Source organism: Lactobacillus equicursoris DSM 19284 = JCM 14600 = CIP 110162 (assembly GCF_001434815.1).
Taxonomy (GTDB): Bacteria; Bacillota; Bacilli; order Lactobacillales; family Lactobacillaceae; genus Lactobacillus; species Lactobacillus equicursoris.
Window position 1 is genome coordinate 14,923 of the sequence record NZ_AZDU01000014.1, and the last position, 21,524, is coordinate 36,446.

A 21,524-nucleotide genomic window follows, 5' to 3' on the forward strand; every position below is an offset into this window, starting at 1 on the left:
TAGGGCCTGTGAATCCTGTGGAAAAGTCCAAGCAGACTTGCTAAAACAAGATTTCGCCTGTTATCAACATGTGGATAAATCTAAGACCTGTCCACACTTTTTCAACTGGGCCCATTTTCCTATCTTTCCAGCATTTGCCGCAGGTCAGACACGGCAGATTTGATTTCCGTATCAGTTTTGATCTGGCGGGCAATCTTGTCGCAGGCGTGCATGACGGTCGTGTGGTCCTTGCCGCCAAATTCCTGGCCGATCTTAGGCAAGCTGGCATCGGTTAGTTCCCGGGACAGGTACATCGCGATTTGTCGCGGAATGACTATCTGCCGGACGCGCTTTTTCCCCTTAATATCAGCGACCGTGGTCTGGAAGTAGTTGGCTACGACCTCTTGGATCTTGGAGATCTGCAGGCCGCGGCTTTTTTGAACCAGTTTTAAGTCAGCTAGAGCCGAGCGGGCTAAACCGATATTGATGTCCTGCTTTTGAATGGTGGCTTGCGCCTGGACCTTGACCAAGGCCCCTTCCAGCTCCCGGATGTTGGTGTCAACCTGGCTTGCGACATAGTCCAGCGTGCTTTCATCGACGTCGAGGCCTTCAGATTCGGCTTTTTTCCGCAAAATGGCGATCCGAGTTTCCAGGTCTGGCGGCGTAATTTCAACTTGCAAGCCCCAGGCAAAGCGGGAAACCAGCCGCTCTGACAGGTCCGGAATTTCGGTTGGCAGGCGGTCACTGGTCATGACGATCTGCTTTTTATCATTATAGAGGGTTTCAAAAGTATGGAAGAATTCTTCCTGAATCCCCTCTTTCTTAGCGAAGAACTGGATGTCGTCCACCAAGAGCAGGTCGGCTGTCCGGTATTTCTCGCGGAACTTTTCCTGGGTCTTGTTCTTGATGGAATTGATGAAGTCGTTGACAAAAGTCTCACTTTGAATGTAGACGACTTTGGCATCCGGGTTTTCAGCCAGCATCTGGTGGCCGATGGCCTGCATCAAGTGGGTCTTACCCAGCCCCACGCCCCCAAAGATGAACAAGGGGTTGTAAAAAGTGCCGGGGTCATCGGCAACGGCCATGGCGGCCCCAGCGGCCAACTTATTGCCCTCACCTTGAATAAAGTTGTCGAAGGTATACTTCTCGTTTAAGCGCAGGTCTTTGGTAAATTCTCTTGAGCTGGCAGCCGGCGCCGCTTTTGGCGCTGGCGCTTCTCTTTTCTGCGGCTGCACCATTCTTTCACTATTATTTGCGTCTTCATCGACGACGAAGACTGGATAGATGTCGATGCCAGCGTAGGCGTAGGCGGCTTGCAGCAGTCTAGCGGAGATGTTTTGCTCCCAATACCCCTTTGCCACGGGGGTTTGGACGGAGATTACCAATTCATGCGTGCCTTTGTTAAAGGAAACGGGCCTAGTATTTTTAAACCAAGCGTTGTAGGAGACTTCATTAAATTCGGAGCGCATTTCTGCGTTGAAGCTCTCCCAGAATTTTGCTAAATCGAACAAATACATTCCCTCCAAAAAAATTTTTTGCAAAATAATTTTAGCATTATCTGAAGCAGTTTTCCACAAGTGGGAAAAAGAAATCCAGAATCCACAGCTTGTGGACAAACCTAAAATTGAATTATGTTGATACTGGTGATAATTTTATCAAAAATCATCCTTGTGGAGTAAATCTGTGGATAAAGTTGCTTAGAGCGCGTAAGAATCTAGTCCGGTATACTAGAACTTGTCCACAGGTTGTCTAAAAAGTTTTGAACATGGTGTGGACTGTGGATAAGTCGGTTCAAAAGCCTGTTGACAGACTTAGAAAAAATTTTTTTGCTTGGGAAAACTGTCCACAAGTGGGGAGAAAAACTAGGCAGGATTTTGGACCCTTAAAAGGAAAAAGACGTAAACTTTTGCATTTAGGGCTTGGCTTTTTTTCATTTCCGTGATATTCTAGATAAGAAATTGTGCACGTAGCACTAAAAAATGGAGGTGCAAATATATGTCAACTAAGAGAACTTACCAACCTAAGAAGCGTCACCGTTCACGCGTACACGGCTTCATGAAGCGTATGGCTACGAGCAACGGCCGCAAGGTATTGGCTAGACGCCGTGCAAAGGGTAGAAAAGTATTATCTGCTTAAGCCACTGAATCCCAGTGGTTTTTTTAATATCTGAGAGTGGACTGAGCTTTGAGGAAGTCATATCGAGTTAAATCTGAACAGGATTTTCAGAAGGTCTTTGAGCAGGGGACTTCAATCGCCAACCGTGCCTTTGTGATCTACACGCTGCCTAACGAAGAAAACCGGCACTTCCGCGTCGGAATTTCCGTAGGCAAGAAGGTCGGTCATACGGCAGTGGTTCGCAATCGCCTCAAGCGCTACATTAGGGCGGTTTTGACCGAAAACAAGGGGCTAATTGACCCCCACATGGATTTTTTGGTGATTGCCAGACCCTACGCTCGCGATTTTGATTGGGAACAGGCGCGGAAGAACCTGCTTCACGCGCTGACTTTGGCCCATGTCATTGAAGAAGTGCCAAATAAAGAGGAACAATAGTGAAGGACATCTTATCGAAGAAAAGTACTAAGAAGCTTTTGGCTTTGCTAGCACTGACCGCGGTGTTTGCCCTGATGCTTACTGGCTGTGCAAATCAAACAACGCAAAAGCCAACGCCGATTTCGCATAACTCCAGCAATTGGTGGGATGCTTGGGTAGTTTACTACCTATCTCAATTCGTCCTATGGATTGCCAAGGTATGCGGGGGCAGCTATGGCTGGGCCATTGTGATCTTCACGGTCATCATCAGGGTGATCTTGCTGCCGCTGAATGCGATGCAAATCAACTCAACCAAGAAGATGCAAGACGTTCAGCCGGAATTGAAGGCCCTGCAAGAAAAGTATTCTGGCAGCGACCTGGAAACCAAGACCAAGCTGAACGAAGAAACCCAAAAGCTTTATAAAGAAGCTGGGGTTAACCCGTACGCAGGCTGCTTGCCAATGCTGATCCAGCTGCCAGTTATGTGGGCGCTGTACCAAGCCATTTGGCGGACGCCAGAACTGCAAAACGGTAAATTCTTGTGGATGGACCTGGGCAAGCCAGACCCATACTACGTCTTGCCAATTTTAGCAGCGGGCTTTACCTTCTTGTCCTCTTATATCATGACCTTGTCTACGCCGAAGTCTTCTCAGACGACGATGACCAAGGCGATGAGCTACATCATGGCCATCATGGTCGGTGTCTGGGCAGTGGTCTTCCAATCAGCCATCTCCCTTTACTGGGTAATTTCCAACCTCTTCCAGGTTGTTCAAACCTTGATCTTGCAAAATCCGTTTAAGTACAAGCGTGAGCAAGAGGAAAAGGCTGAGGCTGAAAGAGAGCGCGAGCGCAAGATCAGAAAGGCCTACAAGCGCGTCGGCAAGAAGCGCAAGTAATCAATTGAATATTCATCTAAAACTTTTTAGATAAAGTAGTGAAAGTGCTTTATCCATCATTTCATATGGTGGAAATTGCACTTTTTTTATTGAAAAAAATGAGGTACTAGTGATGGTGCAAAGATTAACTGAATTTGATACAATCGCCGCAATCTCAACTCCCTTGGGCGAAGGCGGCATTTCCATCGTCAGAGTTTCCGGTGAAGATGCAGTTGAGATTGCCAATAAAGTTTTTAAGGGCAAGGACTTGACCCAGGTGGCCAGCCATACCATCAACTATGGCCACATTGTGGATCCTGCCAGCGGCCAGGTGATCGACGAAGTCATGGCTTCCGTAATGCTGGCGCCGAAGACTTTTACCAAAGAAGACACGGTGGAAATCAACTGTCACGGCGGGATTGTGGTTACTAACGACATCTTGCAGCTGCTTTTGGCTAACGGGGCTAGAATGGCGGACCCGGGCGAATTTACTAAGCGGGCCTTTGTCAATGGCCGGATCGACTTGACCCAGGCGGAAAGCGTGATGGACATCATCCGGGCCAAGACCGACAAGGCCCGGCAAGTGGCCGTCAAGCAGCTGGAAGGGGGCCTGCTCACCGAAATCCGCGCCCTGCGGCAGGAAATCCTAGACGTTTTGGCCAATGTCGAAGTCAACATCGACTACCCTGAATATGACGAAGAAGAAGTGACCGGGCAAAAGATGCTGGGCTGCGTGCACAGCGTTGGTGAAAAAATTGATAAGCTGCTAGAGACCGCCCAAGAGGGGCAGATCCTCAGAAATGGGCTAAAAACGGCCATTGTGGGCCGGCCCAACGTCGGCAAGTCATCTTTACTTAACTACCTGACCCAAAGCGACAAGGCCATCGTAACGGACGTAGCGGGCACGACCCGGGACACCCTGGAAGAATACGTATCCGTGAAGGGCGTGCCGCTTGAACTGATCGATACGGCCGGCATTCACCATACAGAAGACACGGTGGAAAAGATCGGGGTGGAGCGGTCTAAAAAGGCGATCGAAAAGGCCGACTTGATCTTGCTTTTGCTAGATTCCAGCCAGGAGCTGACCAAAGAAGACCGTGATCTGCTCGCTTATACTGCTGGCAAAAAGCGGATCATCGTCTTGAACAAGACGGACCTTGGGGCTAAGCTGTCGGCAGCGCAAATCGCCGAAGAGACTGGCAGCGACGTGATCACGACCTCCATTTTGCAAAAGGAAAACTTGGATGGGCTAGAAAACTTAATTAAGAAGCTCTTTTTCAAGGGAATTGAAAATTCAAACGACCAAGTGCTGGTCACCAACCAGCGGCAAGCAGGCCTTTTGGCCAAGGCCAAGCAGCAGTTGGCTGACGTGGAAACTGGCCTTGAATCAGGGATGCCGCTGGATCTCGTCCAGATCGACTTTACCGGGGCCTGGGAGACCTTAGGCGAGATCACCGGGGAAAGTGCACCGGATGAATTAATCAACGACCTCTTCAGTCAATTCTGCTTGGGTAAGTAAGGGTTAGAGACAGAGACAAGTAAAGAAGGATTTTTTACATGAAGACTTATGTTTCAAATGAATATGACGTAATCGTGGTTGGTGCCGGCCACGCGGGCAGTGAAGCCGCCCTGGCCAGTGCCCGGATGGGGCAAAAGACGCTTCTGCTCACTATTGGCCTGGACATGGTGGCCTTTATGCCGTGCAACCCCTCAGTTGGGGGGCCAGCCAAGGGGACGGTGGTCCGGGAAATTGACGCTCTTGGCGGGGAAATGGGCAAAAATATCGACAAGACCTACATCCAGATGCGGATGCTGAATACGGGGAAGGGCCCTGCCGTCCGCGCCTTAAGAGCGCAAGCCGACAAGTGGGACTACCACGAAGAAATGAAGAAGACCATCGAAAATACGCCAAACTTGACCCTGCGCCAGGCAATTGTGGACGACCTGATCGTGGAAGATGGCGTCTGCAAGGGCGTCATCACCAACACCGGGGCCAGCTACCATGCTAAGAGCGTGGTCTTGACCACGGGGACGGCTGCTCGCGGGCGGATTTTTATCGGGGAACTCAACTACTCTTCTGGCCCTAATAACACGATTCCGGCGGTCAAATTGTCAGAAAACCTGGAAAGACTGGGCTTTAAGCTCCGCCGCTTCAAGACTGGGACGCCGCCTCGGGTTAACAAGAACACGATCGACTACTCTAAGACTGAAGAAGAACCAGGCGACAAGGAGCCGCGCCACTTCTCCTTTACCAGCAAGGACGAAGACTACTTGACCAACCAGATTTCCTGCTGGATGACCTACACTAACCCTAAGACTCACGCCATCATCAACGCCAACTTGGACAGATCGCCAATGTTCTCAGGCGACATCGTCGGCGTTGGGCCCCGCTACTGCCCATCCATTGAAACCAAGGTTGTGCGTTTTGCGGACAAGGATCGCCACCAGATCTTCCTAGAACCAGAAGGCAAGAATACGGAAGAAATCTACGTTGGGGACTTTTCGACTTCGATGCCAGAAGAAGTGCAGCTGGACATGCTGCACACGGTGGAAGGCCTAGAAAACGTAGAAATGATGCGGCCAGGCTACGCCATTGAATACGATGTGATCGACCCATGGCAGCTCACCCACACCCTGGAAACCAAGACCATCAAGCACCTGTTTACGGCGGGACAGATGAACGGGACGTCTGGCTATGAAGAAGCTGCCGGCCAGGGTCTGATCGCCGGGATTAACGCTGCTTTAAGCGCCCAAGGCAAGCCCGGCTTCACCTTGGGCCGGGACGAAGCCTACATCGGTGTCTTGATCGATGACCTGGTAACCAAGGGGACGGAAGAGCCTTACCGGCTCTTGACCAGCCGGGCTGAATACCGCTTGCTGCTCCGCCACGACAACGCCGACCTCCGCTTGACGGAAAAAGGGCATGATTTGGGCCTGATCGATGACGACCGCTATGCCGCTTTTGAAGAAAAGAAAAAGCTGATCCAGGAAGACCTGGATCAGTTAAAGGAAATCACGGTGCACCCAACCATGGCGGTAAACGAATTTTTGGCAGGGCTGGGCGAAAGTCAGCTAAATGGCGGCGTTAAGGCAGAAGCCTTCTTGCGCCGGCCAAAGGTGACGGTAGAAGACGTGGAAAGACTGACTGGCCACAAGCTGGCAGGCGACCGCTACGTCAAGGAACAGGTGGAAATTGACACCAAGTATGCCGGCTACATTAAGAAACAGGAAATTCAAGTGGCCCGCCTGCGCCGGCAAGAAGCCAAGAAGATCCCGAAGGATCTGGACTATGATCAAATCGAGGGCCTAGCAACGGAAGCCCGCGAAAAGTTTGCCAAGATTCGGCCAGAAACCCTGGCGCAAGCTGAGCGGATCTCTGGGGTTAACCCAGCCGACCTGGCCATTTTGAGCGTCTACGTGCAAAATGGCAAGTTTGCTAGAGTGAAGAAGTAAATTAAAAGGCGAACCCGGTGGGGTTCGCCTTTTTTGCTGTGGGGGATGCATATGGCTTTTTTGAGTAGATAAAAAATGAGAGTAATCTCTCAATTGTTTTTGTGCTTTCTAGTGAGCTTAGTTCCGATAGCGATAAGCAAGACAACTACGGTGTAGCCACCGCCAAGCCAACTGACTAACTTTTTAATGGAATTCAAGTAGTCTACCTTCTTTTTAGAGAATTTAAGCTAACGAAACTTTATAATTAAAAAATATATCACCATCTTGATTTGCTTGCTATTCCAGAATAAAATTAGGGTCAAAAAGGAGAGTACGATGTCAACACTAGATTACTTCTTTACAATAATTGTTATCTTCATTGTCGCTGCAGCCGTAATTATGACCATTGCTACCAGAGCTGGTCACCGGCGGACAGCGCGGAACATCGGTATCGCCGGAGCAGTGATCATTATTATTGCCTTTTGCGGCATGAATTACTTTATTACGTCCATGTAGTCAAGCGGTCAAGTCACTAGGGGCTTGACCACTTTTTTACTTAAAATAATCGACTGTCTTTATACTTTTTAAAAAAATAATAAAAAATTTACCTAAAAAGAAATTCCTGAAGTTAGCTAACAATTCACAATGTCAAATCCAAGCATTTTCTAGCTTTTTTTCACAAAGTCCTCAAGTTTGTGAATTCACTAGCTTTAAAAATGCTTAATTCCCGTCATATCGGGAATTGGTAGCACTTGCAAAAGTGAAAAAAAGTGATTTAATAAAGGAGTGTAAGTAATATTTTTTAAGGAGATTTCACTTATGGCAAAAATTAAGGGCGCTAACGCCGTTTTAGATGTTATGTACAAGTGGGGCATTGACCACCTTTACGGTTTCCCAGGTGGTTCATTTGACTCAACGATGAACGCTATCTACGAAATGCAAGACAAGGTTAAGTTCATCGAAGTTCGTCACGAAGAAGCTGGCGCTTTGGCTGCTTCAGCTGAATACAAGTTGACTGGCAAATTGGGTGTCTGCATGGGTTCAGCTGGCCCTGGTGCAATTCACTTGATGAACGGTTTGTACGACGCAAAGTACGACAAGACTCCAATGGTTGCTTTGGTAGCCAACGTTCCAACTCCTCGTCAAGACATCAACTTCTTCCAAGCCTTTGACGAAATGCCTTGGTTCCGTGATGTTGCAGTTTGGGTACACCAAGCTAAGACTAAGGAAGCTTTGCCAGTATTGATGGACACTGCTATTCGTCAAGCTTACGCTAAGAAGGGTCCAGCTGTTTTGGTAATTCCTAAGGACTTTGGTTGGCAAGAAATCGAAGACAACTACCGCGTATCAGCTTCAAACCACACTGCTGACAACTACGCAGCACCAACTGCTGAATCAATCGAAGCAGCTACTAAGTTGATCAAGGAAGCTAAGAACCCAGTTGTTTACTTCGGTTTGGGTGCTGAAAAGGCTGCTGACGAATTGAAGGAATTCTCAGACAAGTTCAAGATGCCAATGATGTCATCATACCTTGGTAAGGGTATCGTTGAAGACTCATTCAAGGCTTACCTTGGTACTATCGGCCGTATCGGTGCTAAGGCTCCTAACGAAGTTCAAGGCCACACTGACTTGGTAGTTTGGGTTGGTAACAACTCACCATTCTCAGTATTGTGGTTCCCTAAGAACGCTAAGGTTATCCAAATCGACGTTGACCCAGAAAAGCAAGGCAAGCGTCACTCAGTAGACGTTTCAATCTTGGCAGACGCTAAGAAGAGCTTGCGTGCTTTGATCGACGCTGGTGAAGCTCGTGAAGAATCACCACTTTACAAGGCTGCTTTGGCTGACCGTGAAGAATGGGATGCATGGCTTGACAGCTTCAAGGATGACCACTTGAAGGACGAAGGTCGTGTACGTCAAGAACCAATCTGGGACGTAATCAACACTGAAGCTGCAGACGACGCTGTCTTCGCTATTGACGTTGGTAACGTAAACATGGACCACGTACGTCTGCTCAACATGAACGGCAAGCAACGCTGGACTACTTCTGGTCTTCACGCAACTATGGGCTACGGCGCACCTGCTGCTTTGGCAGCCGCAACTGCTTACCCAGACCGTGAAGTATGGCACCTTGCTGGTGACGGTGGCTTCGCAATGATGAGCGAAGAATTGTTGACTATCGCTCGTTACAACATGCACGTTTTGACTGTAGTCTTCACTAACGAAACTTTGGGCTACATCGAAGCTGAACAACGCGACGAATCAAACCAACCACTTTCAGGCGTTATCCTTCCAGACAACGACTGGGCTAAGGTTGCTGAAGGTATGAACATGAAGGCCTTCACTGTTCGCGACAAGGCTGAATTCGAAGCAGCTGTTAAGGAATGGAAGAAGATGGATGGCCCAGCCTTCATCGACGTTAAGTACACTAAGCACATGGCTTACTCAACTGAACTTAACACTCTGGACGACCCAGAATTCGTGAAGTACTACCACGCAGAAGCTCTTCACCCATTCTCATACTTTGCTGAAAAGTTTGGCTTGGAAGTAGACGCAGCTTCAGCTGCTTCTGGCCATGCTGAAGACAAGGCAGAAGCTTTGAGCGTTCAAGCAACTTCAAGTGCTTCAGTTCCAGAAAACGCTCCTGACACTACTTCAGGTGCTTCTCACTAATTTTTGCCTACATAAATAAAAAAAGCGAGACCTAAGGTTTCGCTTTTTTTGTGCTTAAAAGTATAATAAGTATGTTAGACATACTAGGAGGTAGACTCATGCAACAATTTGGTGTGATCGGCTTATCGGTCATGGGCAAGAACTTGGCTCTCAACGTTAGAAATCACGGCTTCTCAGTTTCCGGCTTTAGTATCGACAAGCCAGAAGTCGATGCATTGGCAAAGTACGAAGATGACAAGCTGAAGCCTTGCTACACTTGGGAAGAATTCGTCAACTCTTTGGAAAAGCCGCGCAAGATCTTAGTTCAGATCATGGCCGGCGATCCTGTTGACCAAACCATTCAAAAATTGATCCCGCTTTTGGACAAGGGCGACATTATCATCGACGGTGGCAACTCCAACTACAACGACACCAACCGCCGCTACCACGAATTGGCTAAGCACGGCTTGCATTTCATCGGCATGGGCGTTTCTGGCGGTGAAGAAGGCGCCTTGAACGGCCCAGCCTTGATGCCAGGCGGCGACAAGGAAGCTTACGATGAAGTAGCCCCAATCTTGACGGAAATGGCTGCCAAGACCAAGGATGGCCGGGCTTGCGTTTCCTACATTGGGCCAGAAGGTGCCGGCCACTATGTCAAGATGGTCCACAACGGCATGGAATATGCCATCATGCAAGAAATTTCTGAAGTTTACGACATCATGCGCAAGGCAGCTCATTTTTCTAATGAAAAGATGGCTGACATCTTCGCTGAATGGGACAAGGGCGACTTGAACGCCTACTTGATCGAAATCGCTTCTAAGGTCTTGCGGCAAAAAGACGACCTGACTGATGACGATGTGATCGACCACATCCTGAATGTAGCTTCTTACAAGGGTACTGGCAACTGGATGCTGGAAGATGCCATCAAGTTGGGTGCGCCAATTACGGTGGTAGCTGAAGCCGTATTGGCCCGCTTCATGTCCAAGGCAACTACCCGGGAAGGCAAGGAAGTTGCTTACGAAGGCAACGTGCCAAGCGACCTGGTTGACAACTTGGGCAAGGCTCTTTACCTGGCCCAAATTGTGGCTTACGCTCAAGGCTTCCAGCAAATGACCATGGCGGCCAAGGCCTACAACTGGACCTTGCAATACCCAGCCATCGCCCAAAACTGGGAAGCTGGCTGCATCATCCACGCCAAGACCCTGTACCATATTGAAGATGCCTACGCTGACGGCAAGGAACTGGACAACCTCTTCCAAGACCCATACTTCAAGGGCGTGATGGAAGCCAACCTGCCAGCCTTGAAGCAAGTAGTGGAACTGGTTAGCCAAGCCGGCATTCCTACTCCAAGCTTGAGTGCGTCAGTCAACTACCTGGAATCCATCTTCAATCCAAGCCTGCCAGCTAACATGATCCAGGCACAAAGAGACTACTTCGGTGCCCACACTTACCTGAGAAACGACCGCGAGGGCGTTTACCACACTGAATGGTACGAAGAAAAATAACAAACAGTATTGATAAAAAGAGTGAACCTTTCCAAAGAAGTTTCACTCTTTTTTGCATTTCATCGGAAAAATGGTGCATATTTTAACAAATATTGTTATTTGTCTTGGTCAATTCGGTTTGGATCAGAAACCGGACAAGATCGAAGCCGTAAGGCGGATTTTACATGTTTGCCGAAAAAGTTTATCCTTAATTTATATTCAAAAATAAGGTGGGCAAACATTTTATGGAGAGTGAAGACAGACAAACGCGCAAATCCAACTTGCGCTTATTATTTGAAGCCCTGGTCGTGGGCGTAGTGGCCGGCATCGTTGTTGGCAGCTTTCGCTGGCTGATCGGGCAGACCCTGGCCATGTGGCAAAAGGGCTACCAGGCAGCCCACGGCAATCCAGCCCTCTTGTGGCTGTTGGCCGCGGGAGTTTTAGCCAGCGTGATCGTGGCCGGCTTTTTGGTCAAGCAGCAGCCGCATGCCGGCGGCTCCGGGATTCCAGAAGTTGAACTGCAGCTGCAGGGCAAGCTGCAACTGGCCTGGTGGCCGATCCTTTGGCGCAAGTTTATTGGCGGGGTTCTGTCCATTGGCTCAGGGCTCTTTTTGGGCCGAGAAGGCCCGTCAATTCAACTAGGGTCAACCATCGGCCAGGGCGTGGCCCAGGGCTTCAAGGCCTCCAAAACCGACTCCAGGGTCCTCCTGGCAACCGGGGCGGCCAGCGGCTTATCCGCTGCCTTTGGGGCGCCATTGGGCGGGGCCATGTTTATCGTGGAAGAGGTCTTTCACAACTTTTCGCCCCGGGTCTGGCTTAACGCCTTAGCTGGCGCCATCATGGCCAATTTCGTGGTCTCCAATGTCTTTGGCCAGACTCCAGTCTTGGCGATTGACTACAAGCACAGTTTTCCGATCCTGCAGTACTGGCACCTGCTCTTGCTGGGGGCCTTCCTGGGCTTGATCGGGCGCCTGTACCAGTGGGGGCTGCTCAATTTCAGCCATGTCTATCAAAAGATCCCGGTCCTCCCGCGCTGGCTGCATGGGGTGATCCCGGCCGTGCTTTTGGTGCCGATCATGTACTTTTTCCCTGGCTATGTTGGCGGGGGGAACAACTTGATTCTCAGCTTGAACCAAATGCATGTCACTGGGATCTTGGCCCTAATCTTCCTTTTGCGGATCAGCTTTTCCATTATTTCCTATGATTCTGGTCTGCCAGGGGGAATCTTCTTGCCAATCTTGACCATGGGGGCGCTTCTGGGCGCGGTCTACGGCCAGTTTATGGTGGACCTGGGCTGGCTGGACCAGAAATTGGTCGTCAACCTGGTCATTTTCTCCATGGCAGGACTATTCGCGGCCATTGTCCGTTCGCCGTTTACCGCCATCATGCTGATCGCGGAAATGGTTGGGTCGCTCTTGCACCTCATGCCCTTGGCCGTGGTTTCAGTTGTCGCCTACATCGTCAATGAGCTGCTGGGCGGGGAGCCGATCTATGAAAGCTTGGCGGGCCGGATGCAGACCAAGGAAGACAACGACTATGTCGGGGAAGCCGACCAGCTGACCTTCTCTGTCTTTGAGGGCAGTCAGATGGCTGGCAAAAAGATCAAGGAGATCGCCTGGCCGGACCGGACCCTGGTCAAGGTCATCCACCGGGGGCAAAAGGACATTATCCCGGACGGCAACACCCAGCTGCTGGCGGGCGACTTAGTCGTGCTGGAGCTGGATGAAAACCAGCGCGGCGTCGTCTATGATGAAGTGGCTCGGTTACAGAATAATCAGTAGATAAGTATAAAAAGGCTGCTCAGAGAGCAGCCTTTTTGTGTTCCAGTTGCCTTCTTATTGTTTGCAAAAGTCAAAATCTTCCTGTCTTTTACGAGTATTCACTTAATTAATTTAACTATATTAGTTAATAAAGCCCCAAAAAACGGCGAATAGCCAACTTTTTGGCAAAAAAATGCTTACGAAAGACTCTGCAAACTGATAAAATGATCAATTGTCGTGATTGAAAATGGGAGATAATTTTTGAAAAATACAGAAAATAATGTTGCAATGAAGGCAGTCGTGCCAACGGCTCATCCATGGTTGGCCATGCTGCCCTTGATGATTGGCGCTTTCGTGGGTATGTTCAGTGAAACTTCATTGAACATCGCTTTGCCGCAATTGATGGCGGCCTTAAAGGTCGGGCAGGGGCAGATCCAATGGCTCGTGACCGGCTACATGTTGGTGATCGGGATCGTCTTGCCACTTTCCAGCTTTTTGACCAAGTGGTTCTCCACCCGGCAATTGACGATCTTTGCCTTATTGGCCTTTATGTGCGGGTCTGTCGTGTCTGGCCTTGGGAGCAATTTCGGGATCGTTCTGTTGGGGAGAATGGTGCAAGGGATTGGGACCGGGATCATCCTGCCTTTGATGTTTACGGTAGCGATGATGATCTTCCCAATGCAAAAGCTGGGCTCCGTCAATGGGGTGCTGGCTTTGGTCATCATGTTCGCCCCAGCCATTGGGCCAACTTTGACCGGCTTGATCTTGGCAGCGGCTTCCTGGCGCTTCGTCTTCTTTACTTTCGCCATTATTTTGGCAGTCGGCTTGCTCTTTGCCTTTACTTCTTTGAAGAATGTTGGCCGCCTGACCAAGCCCAAGCTGGATCTGCCATCGATTCTGCTGTCAGTTTTGGCCTTCTCTGGCTTGATCGCTGGGGCCAGCTTTGCCTCTGAATTTGGCTGGCTGTCAGTCCCAGTCCTGGCGGCCCTGCTGGTTGGCCTTGTCTGCCTCTTCTTCTACAGCCGCCGGCAACTGGCCATGAAGACGCCGATTCTTAACCTGCGCGTCTTCCGCCATCAAAACTTTGCCTTGGGCGGGATCTTGATGATGCTTGACTTTGCCGTGATCCTCTCTGCCATGTACATTTTGCCGCAATATTTGCAAAATAGTCTGGGCGTCAAAGTAGCCTTGACGGGGCTGATCATGCTGCCAGGTGGCTTGGTCAATGCCTTGACCAGTGCCTTTGCTGGCAGAATGTACGACACGCTGGGAGCCAAGTGGCCAACTAGAATCGGCTTCATGATTGCCTTGGTCGGCGCCATGATGCTGGCGGTTGGCAGCAGCCAAAGCGCCATTTGGTACGTGATCACCGCCCATATCATTTTGATGATCGGGACCCCTTTGGCCATGTCACCGGCCCAAACTTCAGCCCTGAACTCCTTGGAAGGGGCTGAATCAGCTGATGGATCAACCATCTTGAACACCATGCAGCAAATCATTGGTGCCTTAGCGACGGCTCTGTCCACCAGTTTCCTGACTCTGGGCAAGGAGGTGACTGCAGGTTCAGTGACCGCCAAATTTACCGGCGGCGTTCACTTTAGCCTGTACTTCACCATCGCCTTGATCCTGTTAGGCTTGCTGGTTTCATTTAAGGTGACGGATGATGGCCGTCCTGATTAGATATTAATCAGCGTTTTGTTAAATTAATTAAGAAACGTATTTCCTTGTAAGCGTTCAGCTTGCTTTTTGATTGAAGATATAGAGTAAAAAACGTTAACCACTACGCAAAAAAGGCCCCGAGCACATGCTCGAGGCCTTTTACTATCTAATTCAATTAAACGTTCAAGATCAAGAAGTAGATCACGAAGACCACAGCCAGGATCCACATCATTGGGGTGACTTCCTTGGTCCGCTTAGCCGCAGTCATGGAGAGCGGGTAAGTAATCAAGCCCAAAGCCATCCCGTCAGCAATGGAGTAGGTCAAGCCCATGCCGATCACGATCAAGAAGGCAGGAACGGCGATTTCCAGCTTGCCCCAAGAAATCTTGGCCAGGTTGGCAGCCATCAAAACGCCGACGATGATCAAGGCTGGAGCCGTAACCGTAGTCGTAACCACGCTCAAAAGTGGGCTGAAGAACATGGACAAAAGGAAGAAAATCCCAACCCAAACGGCAGTCAAACCTGACCGGCCGCCGGCGGCGATACCTGATGATGATTCAACGTAAGCACCAACTGGTGAAGTACCGATGATGGAACCAGCCATCATGGCCGTTGAGTCAGCAGCCATGGCCTTACCGATTCTTGGCATCTTCCCGTCCTTGTCAACCAGGCCAGCTTGGTGAGCCAGACCAATCAAGGTACCGGTGGTGTCGAAGAAGGCAACCAAGAGGAAGGTCAAGACAACCGTCCACATTTGCACCGTGTTGATGTCGCCCAAGTGGAAGATGGCTTGGCCAAAGCTTGGCTTCAGGCTTGGCGCCATGGAAATCACAGCAGTTGGCATCTTGCTTTGGCCGACGATCACGCTGAAGATTGATGATAAAACGATCCCGATGAAGATGGCACCTGGCACGTTCCGGATCATCAAGATGACCGTTACCAGCAAGCCGAAGATGGTTACCCAGGCAGCTGGGTTTCTGAAGGAACCGATGGTTACTAAAGTAGAAGGGCTGTTGACAACGATCTTACCGTTTTGCAGGCCCAAGAAGGCGATGAAGATCCCAATCCCAGCTGAGATGGCGAACTTCAAGTCGTTAGGGATGCTGTCAATGATTAATTCCCGCAACTTGAAAACCGTAATCAAGATGAAGATGATTGAGGCTACGAAAACAGCAGCCAGAGCCGTTTGCCACTTCACCTTCATGCCGATGCAGACAGTGTAAGCGAAGAAGGCGTTCAAGCCCAAGGATGGGGCAGTTGCGATTGGATAGTTGGCAAAAATCCCCATGATCAAACAGCCAAGAGCACTGGCTAAAGCCGTTGCCGTGAAGACCGCACCCTTGTCCATGCCGCTGGCGCCCAAGACGCTAGGGTTAACGAACAAGATATAGCACATTGCAAAGAAGGTGGTCAACCCAGCGATGAATTCGCGCTTAGGGTTGGTCCCTAATTTTTCAAGGTCAAAAAATTTACTAATAGAATCCATTTTTCCTCCAGTAGAAAATCGTTCGGAATTTACTCTGATAAGAGTGAACATTTATACTTTATCACGGAAAAGCTTGCCTGTAAATACGAATTATTGTTGAAAAGCGTATTTAATAGTTAATAAGTGAAAGAATATTTAAAGAAAAAGCGCTTGAAACTAATGATTCAAGCGCTTGCAATATTTTCTAGAAAAATTCGACTTTTTGGGCTGAATTTGTAATATTCCAAATTTTAGGCATTCAAAACCTTGTCGAGGAAAGACTTGGTTTCTGGTTCTTGTGGGTGATCAAAGATTTCTTCCGGGGTGCCCAGTTCCTTGATCACACCGCCGTAGAAGAAGGCCACCTTGTCAGAAACCTGCTTGGCAAAGCCCATTTCGTGGGTGACCACGATCATGGTCATTCCTTCCTTGGCCAGCTCCTTCATGACGTTCAAAACGTCCCCAACCATTTCTGGGTCCAGGGCACTGGTTGGCTCGTCAAAAAGCATGACGTCTGGCTTCATGGCTAGGGCCCGGGCAATGGCCACCCGCTGCTGCTGGCCCCCGGACAGGGTGGTTGGGCGTACGTCTGCCTTGTCGTCCATGTTGACCATTTGCAGGTACTTGTGGGCTTCCTTAATAGCCGTTTCCTTGTCCATCTTGCCCAGTTTAACTGGGGCAAGGGTGATATTTTCCAAAACAGTCATATTCGGGAAGAGGTTAAAGTGTTGGAAAACCATTCCGATCTTTTCCCGGATCTTGTTAATGTCATTTTTGGGATCAGCTAAGTCCTTGCCGTCAACGAAGATGTGGCCCTTTTGGAATTCTTCCAGCTTGTTGATGCAGCGCAGGAAGGTACTCTTGCCGGAACCAGAGGGCCCAATGATGCAGACCACTTCGCTAGGCATCACGGTCAAGTTGGCGCCCTTGATAACTTCATGAACGCCGTCGTAGCTCTTGTGCAGGTCAGAAACCTTTACTTTGTATTGTTCTTCCATGAAAAAACTCCTTAGTGTTGCATCTTCTTTTGGATGTAGTTGGAAATCCAAGTCAAGATGGTGATGATGATCAGGTACATCACGGCGATGATCAGCCACATCTTGAAGCCTTGGAAGTTTTGGGCGATCAGGGTGGACCCAGTTTGAGTCAGGTCCATAACCCCGATCGCAGACAGGATAGAGGTGTCTTTCAGAGTGATGATAAATTGGTTGACCAAGGATGGGATCATCAGCTTAAAGCCTTGAGGGGCAACAACCTTCCACAGGGCCTTGTAGTATGGCAGACCCAGTGAACGCGCTGCTTCCCATTGGCCCACGTCCACGCTTTCAAAACCGCCGCGGACGATGGCCCCGATGTAGGCCCCTTCATCCAGCATCAAGGTCAAGATGCCGGCCGTGAAGAGGGGCAGCTTGTGGCCAATAATGGTTGGCATCCCGATATAGATGAAGAAGGCCAGAACCATCATTGGGATCCCCCGGAAGATGTAGATGATGACATTGGCCACGCCGTGCCAGAACTTGTGCTCAGCGATCCCCATGATCCCCAAGATAATCCCGAAGATTAAGGCAAAAATAATCCCGACAATGGCCAGTTCAATGGTCATCCACAGCCCTTGGCCTAAAGCAGAGGCGTTGCTCTTGATCAGGCCCAAAATGGACGTGTCAGTTACCACTTGGCTCTTCACTGCCTTGCTGGAAGTGTACTTATCAATGATCTTTTGCAGGCGGCCCGTCTTCTTCAGCCAAGTCAAACCGTGGTTGAACTTCTTGAGCAGGGTTTGGTTCTTGCCCTTTTTAACGGCAAAAGCTAAAGGCGCGTTAGCCACTTGCTTGCCGACAATCTTGAGGCCGATGCCGTTAGCAATCCCGTACTTCAGTGAAGCCGCTTGGTCAAAAGCAGCGTCCGCGTTGCCGGCCTTAACGTCGGCCCAGGAGGTGTTGGAGCTAGTGTAGTACTTCAGCTTAAAGCCGTACTTTTTCTTGATGCTTTCAGCGTAAGTGGCCCCCATGGTCCCGGTCTTAACGTTAACCGTCTTGCCCTTTAAGTCAGACAGCTTGGTAATCTTGCTGTTTTGGGCAACGGCCATGGCCACCCCGTCAGTGTAGTAGGTTTGACTGAAGTCGATGGTCTTCTTTCTTTCGCTGGTTACGCTCATGCCGGCGATCATTCCGTCGAGCTGGCCAGATTGGAGGGCTTGCACGTCGGCGTTGAAGGACATGATCTTCAGGTCATACTTGAAGCCTTCGTGCTTGGCGATGGCCTTGAGGATGTCCATGTCGATCCCAGGGTTCTTGCCGTTGTAGGTACCATCCTTGTCCTGAATTTCAAAGGGCTTGAAAGTTTGGTCGGTACCAATAACGTAGGTCTTTTCTGCTGCTTGCGCCTTGCTGGTTGGGACCGCGATTAAAAAGCTGAGGACTAGCGCGATCAGCGGCAGCCAGAAGTGCTTGCGAAGCTTGGTTAAGTTCATTTAGTTAATTCACCCTTTTTCTTTATTTAATGTTTGTCTAAAAACAGAATTGTTAACATTGTATCACGTTTTTAGGAAACGCTAATTTTTTCAGTAAAAAGTAATTGAAAAAAGCAACCGGTACCAGCTAATTTTATAAGGATATTGAGGCAAAAAGTTAAAAAATGATAGTTTAATCCTGAAAATAGCTTACTAAAAAAGAAAAAGACTTAAAATAAAAAAGCCCTTAAAAAGGGCTTTTAATTGCTGGTTTAGGATGAAAATTCGATCGATTCAGTCGCAATTTCACCGGCGTGCCAATTCTTTGGCAGCTTGCCAACTTCTTTAAGTTTCTTGGTGATCTGGGCCAAGACTGCCGTCCGGTCGCTTTCGCTGGCCATAAAGTCATAGTGGTCGCCGTCGATCATCATCTTAGGCGAGTAGTCGTAGTCTTGGTACCACTTGTCATAGTAGCGGAGCATCCGCTTGTAGTAGTCTTCAAGAGTGGGGTCAAAGCTGAGCTGCTCGTAGGACCGGCCGCGCTTTTGGATCCGCTTGATCATGGTTTCATAGGAAACATTGATGTGGACCAGGAGGTCGGGGTGACGCTTAGGCATCCGTTCCAGTTCCTTCATCATGCTTTCCAAGAGCTCGTCGTAGGTCTGCACTTCCAGGTCATTGGCCCGGCCGATATCGGCATTCATATGGAAGAAAAGGGAGTCTTCATAGATTGACCGGTCTAAGACATTGTTGTCATCGCTGAGGGCTTTTTTAATACTATGGAAACGGGTATTTAAGAAAAAGAGCTGCAGCAGGTAGGTGTACTTCAGGGGATCCTTGTAAAAAAGCGGCAAGACAGGGTTGTCATCAACGCTTTCGTAGAAAGGCTTGGTCCCCAAATACTTAGAGAGAATTGCGGTTAAGCTGGATTTGCCGGCTCCAACGGGCCCACTTAATACAATAACGGTCATCACGTTCCTTCTATCATCATTATAAGTTGCCGATTTCGCGCAATTTGGTATCGATGATGTCCAAGACCAAGTCTTGGTCGTCGATATTGTCGACAAAGTCGTACTTATCGCCATCGATCATCATCTTTGGCGAAACGTCATATTGTTCATACCATGGTTCATAATAGCGCAAAAGGTTTTCGTAGTATTCCTTTAGGCTTGGGTCGGTGTCAAGTTGCTCGTATTCCCGGCCGCGCTTGCCGATCCGCTTGAGCATGGTCTCTAAGGAGACATGAATGTAGATCAAGAGGTCAGGCTTTTTCCGAGGGGTACCAGGAACGTCTTCCATCATGTTGTCCATCAAATCGTGGTAGATTTGGTATTCAGTCGGGTCAGCCACGCCGGAGTCGACGTTCATGTTGAAAAAGAGGAGGTCTTCGTAGATGGACCGGTCCAAGACGTCATTGTGATTGGCGGCAGCTTCGTTGATTTCGGCTAGTCGTCTATTAAGGAAGTAAGTGTTTAACAAGAAGGTGTACCGCTTCATATCTTTGTAGTATAAAGGCAGAACCGGGTTGTCGTTGACTTCTTCGTAATACGCTGTTGAGCCAAGGTGCTTGGCTAAGATACTGGTTAAACTGGATTTACCGGCTCCAATTGGGCCACTCAAGACAATAACGGTGATCACGCTCTTTCTATAAAATCATACTAGATCTAAGTTGCCTTTCTAGTTTATTGCAAGATCTAGTGGTTTAGCAAGACTTTTGCAAAAATATTTTTGAGCATTTTTTCTATAATAGCTCAGGTGAAATAGTATATAGGATTTTGATGCCAAAAACTTGCAGTAAGCCTTCAATAGCATAATTCTGTCTAAAGAGTATATGACTAAGAAAAGAACCCTATACGCGGATAGAATAAAAAAAGAATCCTATACGCGTGTAGAATTACTTAAGGTCACTTACGACTTTTTGAAAAAATAAAGAGAACCCCCTTTACTTGTAAGGACTTCCGGCGTGATAATTACATCATAAAAGTTGACGTGCTTTTGAAATGGAAATACGCAGGATGGAGATATCAATATGCATAAGTACATTATCAGCAATCAGGCCTACCAAGTCTTGGGGCGGCTCTTGATCATCTGGGTAATTGCCTTGCTACTGTTGCCACTGACTCATCAAGCAAAACTATTCTATGGCTTTGAGGGAATTGGCGACATCCCACTAATGTTTTGGGTAGCGGCTTGGGGCCAGCGGCACTCTTTGAACATTGTGTGGAGTACTCTACTAGCGATTTTCTGTGACGTCTTAATTACGGCAATCTTCGTTTTTTATGGCTTCTGGCTAGGCTTAAAGATGTAAATGTTAAAAATAGCGTGTACAAGATCTTACTTGTACACGCTATTTCTTTTTACTTTTAAATTTTCTAGTCCAAAAGACTAGCTGCGTCTTGGTCTAAGACCACCGTTACATGTGGATGCTTTTGCAAAACGCTGGCGGGAACAGCTTCGGTAATCGGTCCTTCAAGCATGTCCTTGACAGCTTTGGCCTTATTCTTGCCCTTAGCGATCAAAAGGATTTCCTTAGCCGTCATAATGTTGCTGATGCCCATGCAGATGGCGCTCTTTGGCACTTCGTCAATGCTGTCAAAGAAGCGGGAGTTGGCTTGAATGGTGCTTTCAGTCAAGTCCACTTCGTGGGTGACGCTGTCAAAAGGCGTCCCTGGTTCGTTAAAGGCAATGTGGCCGTTTTGCCCGATCCCCAAAACTTGCAGGTCAATAGGGTTGTCCTTGATCAGCTGGTTGTAGCGGTCGCATTCTGCTTGAACGTCCTTAGCTAGGCCATCTGGTACGTAAGAAGCCTTAAATGGCTTGAACTTGAAGAGGTGTTCTTGCATGAAGTAGTGATAGCTTTGCACGTTGTCAGGAGCCAGGCCAACGTATTCGTCCAAGTTGATGCTGGTCATGTCCGTAAAATCAAGGTCGCTGGCCACGATTTCTTGATAGAGCTCAACAGGGGATGAGCCGGTAGCCAGCCCCAGGGTCTTGGCACCGCCTGCTACTGCCTCAGCCAGAAGCTTGAAGGCTTGCTTGCCCAATTCACTAGCGTTTTCTGCAACGATAACTTTCATGATGATCATAGCTCCTTTTTTAATTTACTCATATTGGTATAGTCCATTTTAGATTAGAAAAGCTTTTTTGTCAAGGTATAGACCAATAAATCTTGGTAAATTGTGAGTGTCTTTTTTAAAAAATTGTCTTCCTTGTACTATGCTTAAAAAGAAGAAAATACGGAGG

18 protein-coding genes are annotated in these 21,524 nt (G+C 48.7%); 11 read left to right on the top strand and 7 right to left on the bottom strand.

Features of this window, described 5'->3' with window-relative positions:
- Positions 1–119: 119 nt before the first annotated feature.
- Positions 120–1,490, bottom strand: a complete 1,371-nt coding sequence (gene dnaA / locus FC20_RS04060; protein WP_008459575.1) for a chromosomal replication initiator protein DnaA — start codon at positions 1,488–1,490, stop codon at positions 120–122.
- Between the two features lie 484 nt (positions 1,491–1,974).
- Between dnaA and rpmH the strand changes: the two genes are divergently transcribed.
- The 10 genes from rpmH (at position 1,975) to FC20_RS04105 (ending at position 14,388) form a co-directional block, all read left to right on the top strand.
- A complete protein-coding gene (gene rpmH, locus FC20_RS10045; RefSeq protein WP_008459582.1) occupies positions 1,975–2,115 on the top strand; it encodes a 50S ribosomal protein L34 in 141 nt (46 codons plus the stop codon).
- A gap of 48 nt (positions 2,116–2,163) precedes the next feature.
- On the top strand, positions 2,164–2,529 hold the full coding sequence (gene rnpA, locus FC20_RS04065; RefSeq protein WP_008459583.1) for a ribonuclease P protein component: 366 nt from the start codon (positions 2,164–2,166) through the stop codon (positions 2,527–2,529).
- On the top strand, positions 2,529–3,404 hold the full coding sequence (locus tag FC20_RS04070; RefSeq protein WP_008459584.1) for a YidC/Oxa1 family membrane protein insertase: 876 nt from the start codon (positions 2,529–2,531) through the stop codon (positions 3,402–3,404). The genes rnpA and FC20_RS04070 overlap by 1 nt, the downstream gene beginning before the upstream one ends.
- 112 nt (positions 3,405–3,516) lie before the next feature.
- Positions 3,517–4,902, top strand: a complete 1,386-nt coding sequence (mnmE, locus tag FC20_RS04075; protein ID WP_039943012.1) for a tRNA uridine-5-carboxymethylaminomethyl(34) synthesis GTPase MnmE — start codon at positions 3,517–3,519, stop codon at positions 4,900–4,902.
- Positions 4,903–4,940: 38 nt separating this feature from the next.
- Positions 4,941–6,836, top strand: coding sequence for a tRNA uridine-5-carboxymethylaminomethyl(34) synthesis enzyme MnmG (gene mnmG, locus FC20_RS04080; protein WP_008459586.1), 1,896 nt, complete (start codon positions 4,941–4,943; stop codon positions 6,834–6,836).
- A gap of 315 nt (positions 6,837–7,151) precedes the next feature.
- Positions 7,152–7,331 (top strand): hypothetical protein, encoded by a 180-nt coding sequence (locus tag FC20_RS04085; RefSeq protein WP_008459587.1) that lies wholly within the window; start codon positions 7,152–7,154, stop codon positions 7,329–7,331.
- A gap of 303 nt (positions 7,332–7,634) precedes the next feature.
- On the top strand, positions 7,635–9,485 hold the full coding sequence (gene spxB / locus FC20_RS04090) for a pyruvate oxidase (RefSeq protein ID WP_008459588.1): 1,851 nt from the start codon (positions 7,635–7,637) through the stop codon (positions 9,483–9,485).
- Between the two features lie 98 nt (positions 9,486–9,583).
- On the top strand, positions 9,584–10,969 hold the full coding sequence (gene gndA / locus FC20_RS04095; RefSeq protein WP_008459589.1) for an NADP-dependent phosphogluconate dehydrogenase: 1,386 nt from the start codon (positions 9,584–9,586) through the stop codon (positions 10,967–10,969).
- Between the two features lie 224 nt (positions 10,970–11,193).
- Positions 11,194–12,729 (top strand): ClC family H(+)/Cl(-) exchange transporter, encoded by a 1,536-nt coding sequence (locus FC20_RS04100; RefSeq protein WP_056945321.1) that lies wholly within the window; start codon positions 11,194–11,196, stop codon positions 12,727–12,729.
- A gap of 240 nt (positions 12,730–12,969) precedes the next feature.
- Entirely contained in the window at positions 12,970–14,388 is a 1,419-nt protein-coding gene (locus tag FC20_RS04105) for a DHA2 family efflux MFS transporter permease subunit (protein ID WP_008459594.1), read from the top strand.
- A 154-nt stretch (positions 14,389–14,542) separates the two neighbouring features.
- Here FC20_RS04105 and FC20_RS04110 read toward each other — a convergent pair whose 3' ends face one another.
- The 5 genes from FC20_RS04110 to FC20_RS04130 all read right to left on the bottom strand — a co-directional run bounded on the left by FC20_RS04110 (position 14,543) and on the right by FC20_RS04130 (position 19,919).
- Positions 14,543–15,853: an NCS2 family permease gene (locus FC20_RS04110; RefSeq protein ID WP_008459595.1), complete on the bottom strand. Its 1,311-nt coding sequence runs from the start codon at positions 15,851–15,853 to the stop codon at positions 14,543–14,545.
- Between the two features lie 230 nt (positions 15,854–16,083).
- Positions 16,084–16,830, bottom strand: coding sequence for an amino acid ABC transporter ATP-binding protein (locus FC20_RS04115; RefSeq protein ID WP_008459597.1), 747 nt, complete (start codon positions 16,828–16,830; stop codon positions 16,084–16,086).
- Positions 16,831–16,841: 11 nt separating this feature from the next.
- Entirely contained in the window at positions 16,842–18,302 is a 1,461-nt protein-coding gene (locus FC20_RS04120) for an ABC transporter substrate-binding protein/permease (RefSeq protein WP_008459599.1), read from the bottom strand.
- 251 nt (positions 18,303–18,553) lie between these two features.
- Positions 18,554–19,252, bottom strand: coding sequence for a deoxynucleoside kinase (locus FC20_RS04125; RefSeq protein ID WP_008459601.1), 699 nt, complete (start codon positions 19,250–19,252; stop codon positions 18,554–18,556).
- A 19-nt stretch (positions 19,253–19,271) separates the two neighbouring features.
- Positions 19,272–19,919, bottom strand: coding sequence for a deoxynucleoside kinase (locus FC20_RS04130; RefSeq protein WP_008459603.1), 648 nt, complete (start codon positions 19,917–19,919; stop codon positions 19,272–19,274).
- 391 nt (positions 19,920–20,310) lie between these two features.
- On the opposite strand from FC20_RS04130, the gene FC20_RS04135 reads away from it, so the two are divergent.
- On the top strand, positions 20,311–20,589 hold the full coding sequence (locus FC20_RS04135; protein ID WP_008459605.1) for a hypothetical protein: 279 nt from the start codon (positions 20,311–20,313) through the stop codon (positions 20,587–20,589).
- Between the two features lie 64 nt (positions 20,590–20,653).
- On the opposite strand, the gene nagB is transcribed toward FC20_RS04135, so the two are convergent.
- Positions 20,654–21,358 (bottom strand): glucosamine-6-phosphate deaminase, encoded by a 705-nt coding sequence (gene nagB, locus FC20_RS04140; protein WP_008459607.1) that lies wholly within the window; start codon positions 21,356–21,358, stop codon positions 20,654–20,656.
- Positions 21,359–21,524: the final 166 nt, after the last annotated feature.

Bases quoted from the DNA above. Each gene is read 5' to 3' on its own strand.
- rpmH (WP_008459582.1), top strand. From the start codon at position 1,975: ATGTCAACTAAGAGAACTTACCAACCTAAGAAGCGTCACCGTTCACGC.
- mnmE (WP_039943012.1), top strand. From the start codon at position 3,517: ATGGTGCAAAGATTAACTGAATTTGATACAATCGCCGCAATCTCAACT.
- mnmG (WP_008459586.1), top strand. From the start codon at position 4,941: ATGAAGACTTATGTTTCAAATGAATATGACGTAATCGTGGTTGGTGCC.
- FC20_RS04085 (WP_008459587.1), top strand. From the start codon at position 7,152: ATGTCAACACTAGATTACTTCTTTACAATAATTGTTATCTTCATTGTC.
- spxB (WP_008459588.1), top strand. From the start codon at position 7,635: ATGGCAAAAATTAAGGGCGCTAACGCCGTTTTAGATGTTATGTACAAG.
- gndA (WP_008459589.1), top strand. From the start codon at position 9,584: ATGCAACAATTTGGTGTGATCGGCTTATCGGTCATGGGCAAGAACTTG.
- FC20_RS04100 (WP_056945321.1), top strand. From the start codon at position 11,194: ATGGAGAGTGAAGACAGACAAACGCGCAAATCCAACTTGCGCTTATTA.
- FC20_RS04110 (WP_008459595.1), bottom strand. From the start codon at position 15,853: ATGGATTCTATTAGTAAATTTTTTGACCTTGAAAAATTAGGGACCAAC.
- FC20_RS04115 (WP_008459597.1), bottom strand. From the start codon at position 16,830: ATGGAAGAACAATACAAAGTAAAGGTTTCTGACCTGCACAAGAGCTAC.
- FC20_RS04120 (WP_008459599.1), bottom strand. From the start codon at position 18,302: ATGAACTTAACCAAGCTTCGCAAGCACTTCTGGCTGCCGCTGATCGCG.
- FC20_RS04125 (WP_008459601.1), bottom strand. From the start codon at position 19,252: ATGACCGTTATTGTATTAAGTGGGCCCGTTGGAGCCGGCAAATCCAGC.
- FC20_RS04135 (WP_008459605.1), top strand. From the start codon at position 20,311: ATGCATAAGTACATTATCAGCAATCAGGCCTACCAAGTCTTGGGGCGG.
- nagB (WP_008459607.1), bottom strand. From the start codon at position 21,358: ATGAAAGTTATCGTTGCAGAAAACGCTAGTGAATTGGGCAAGCAAGCC.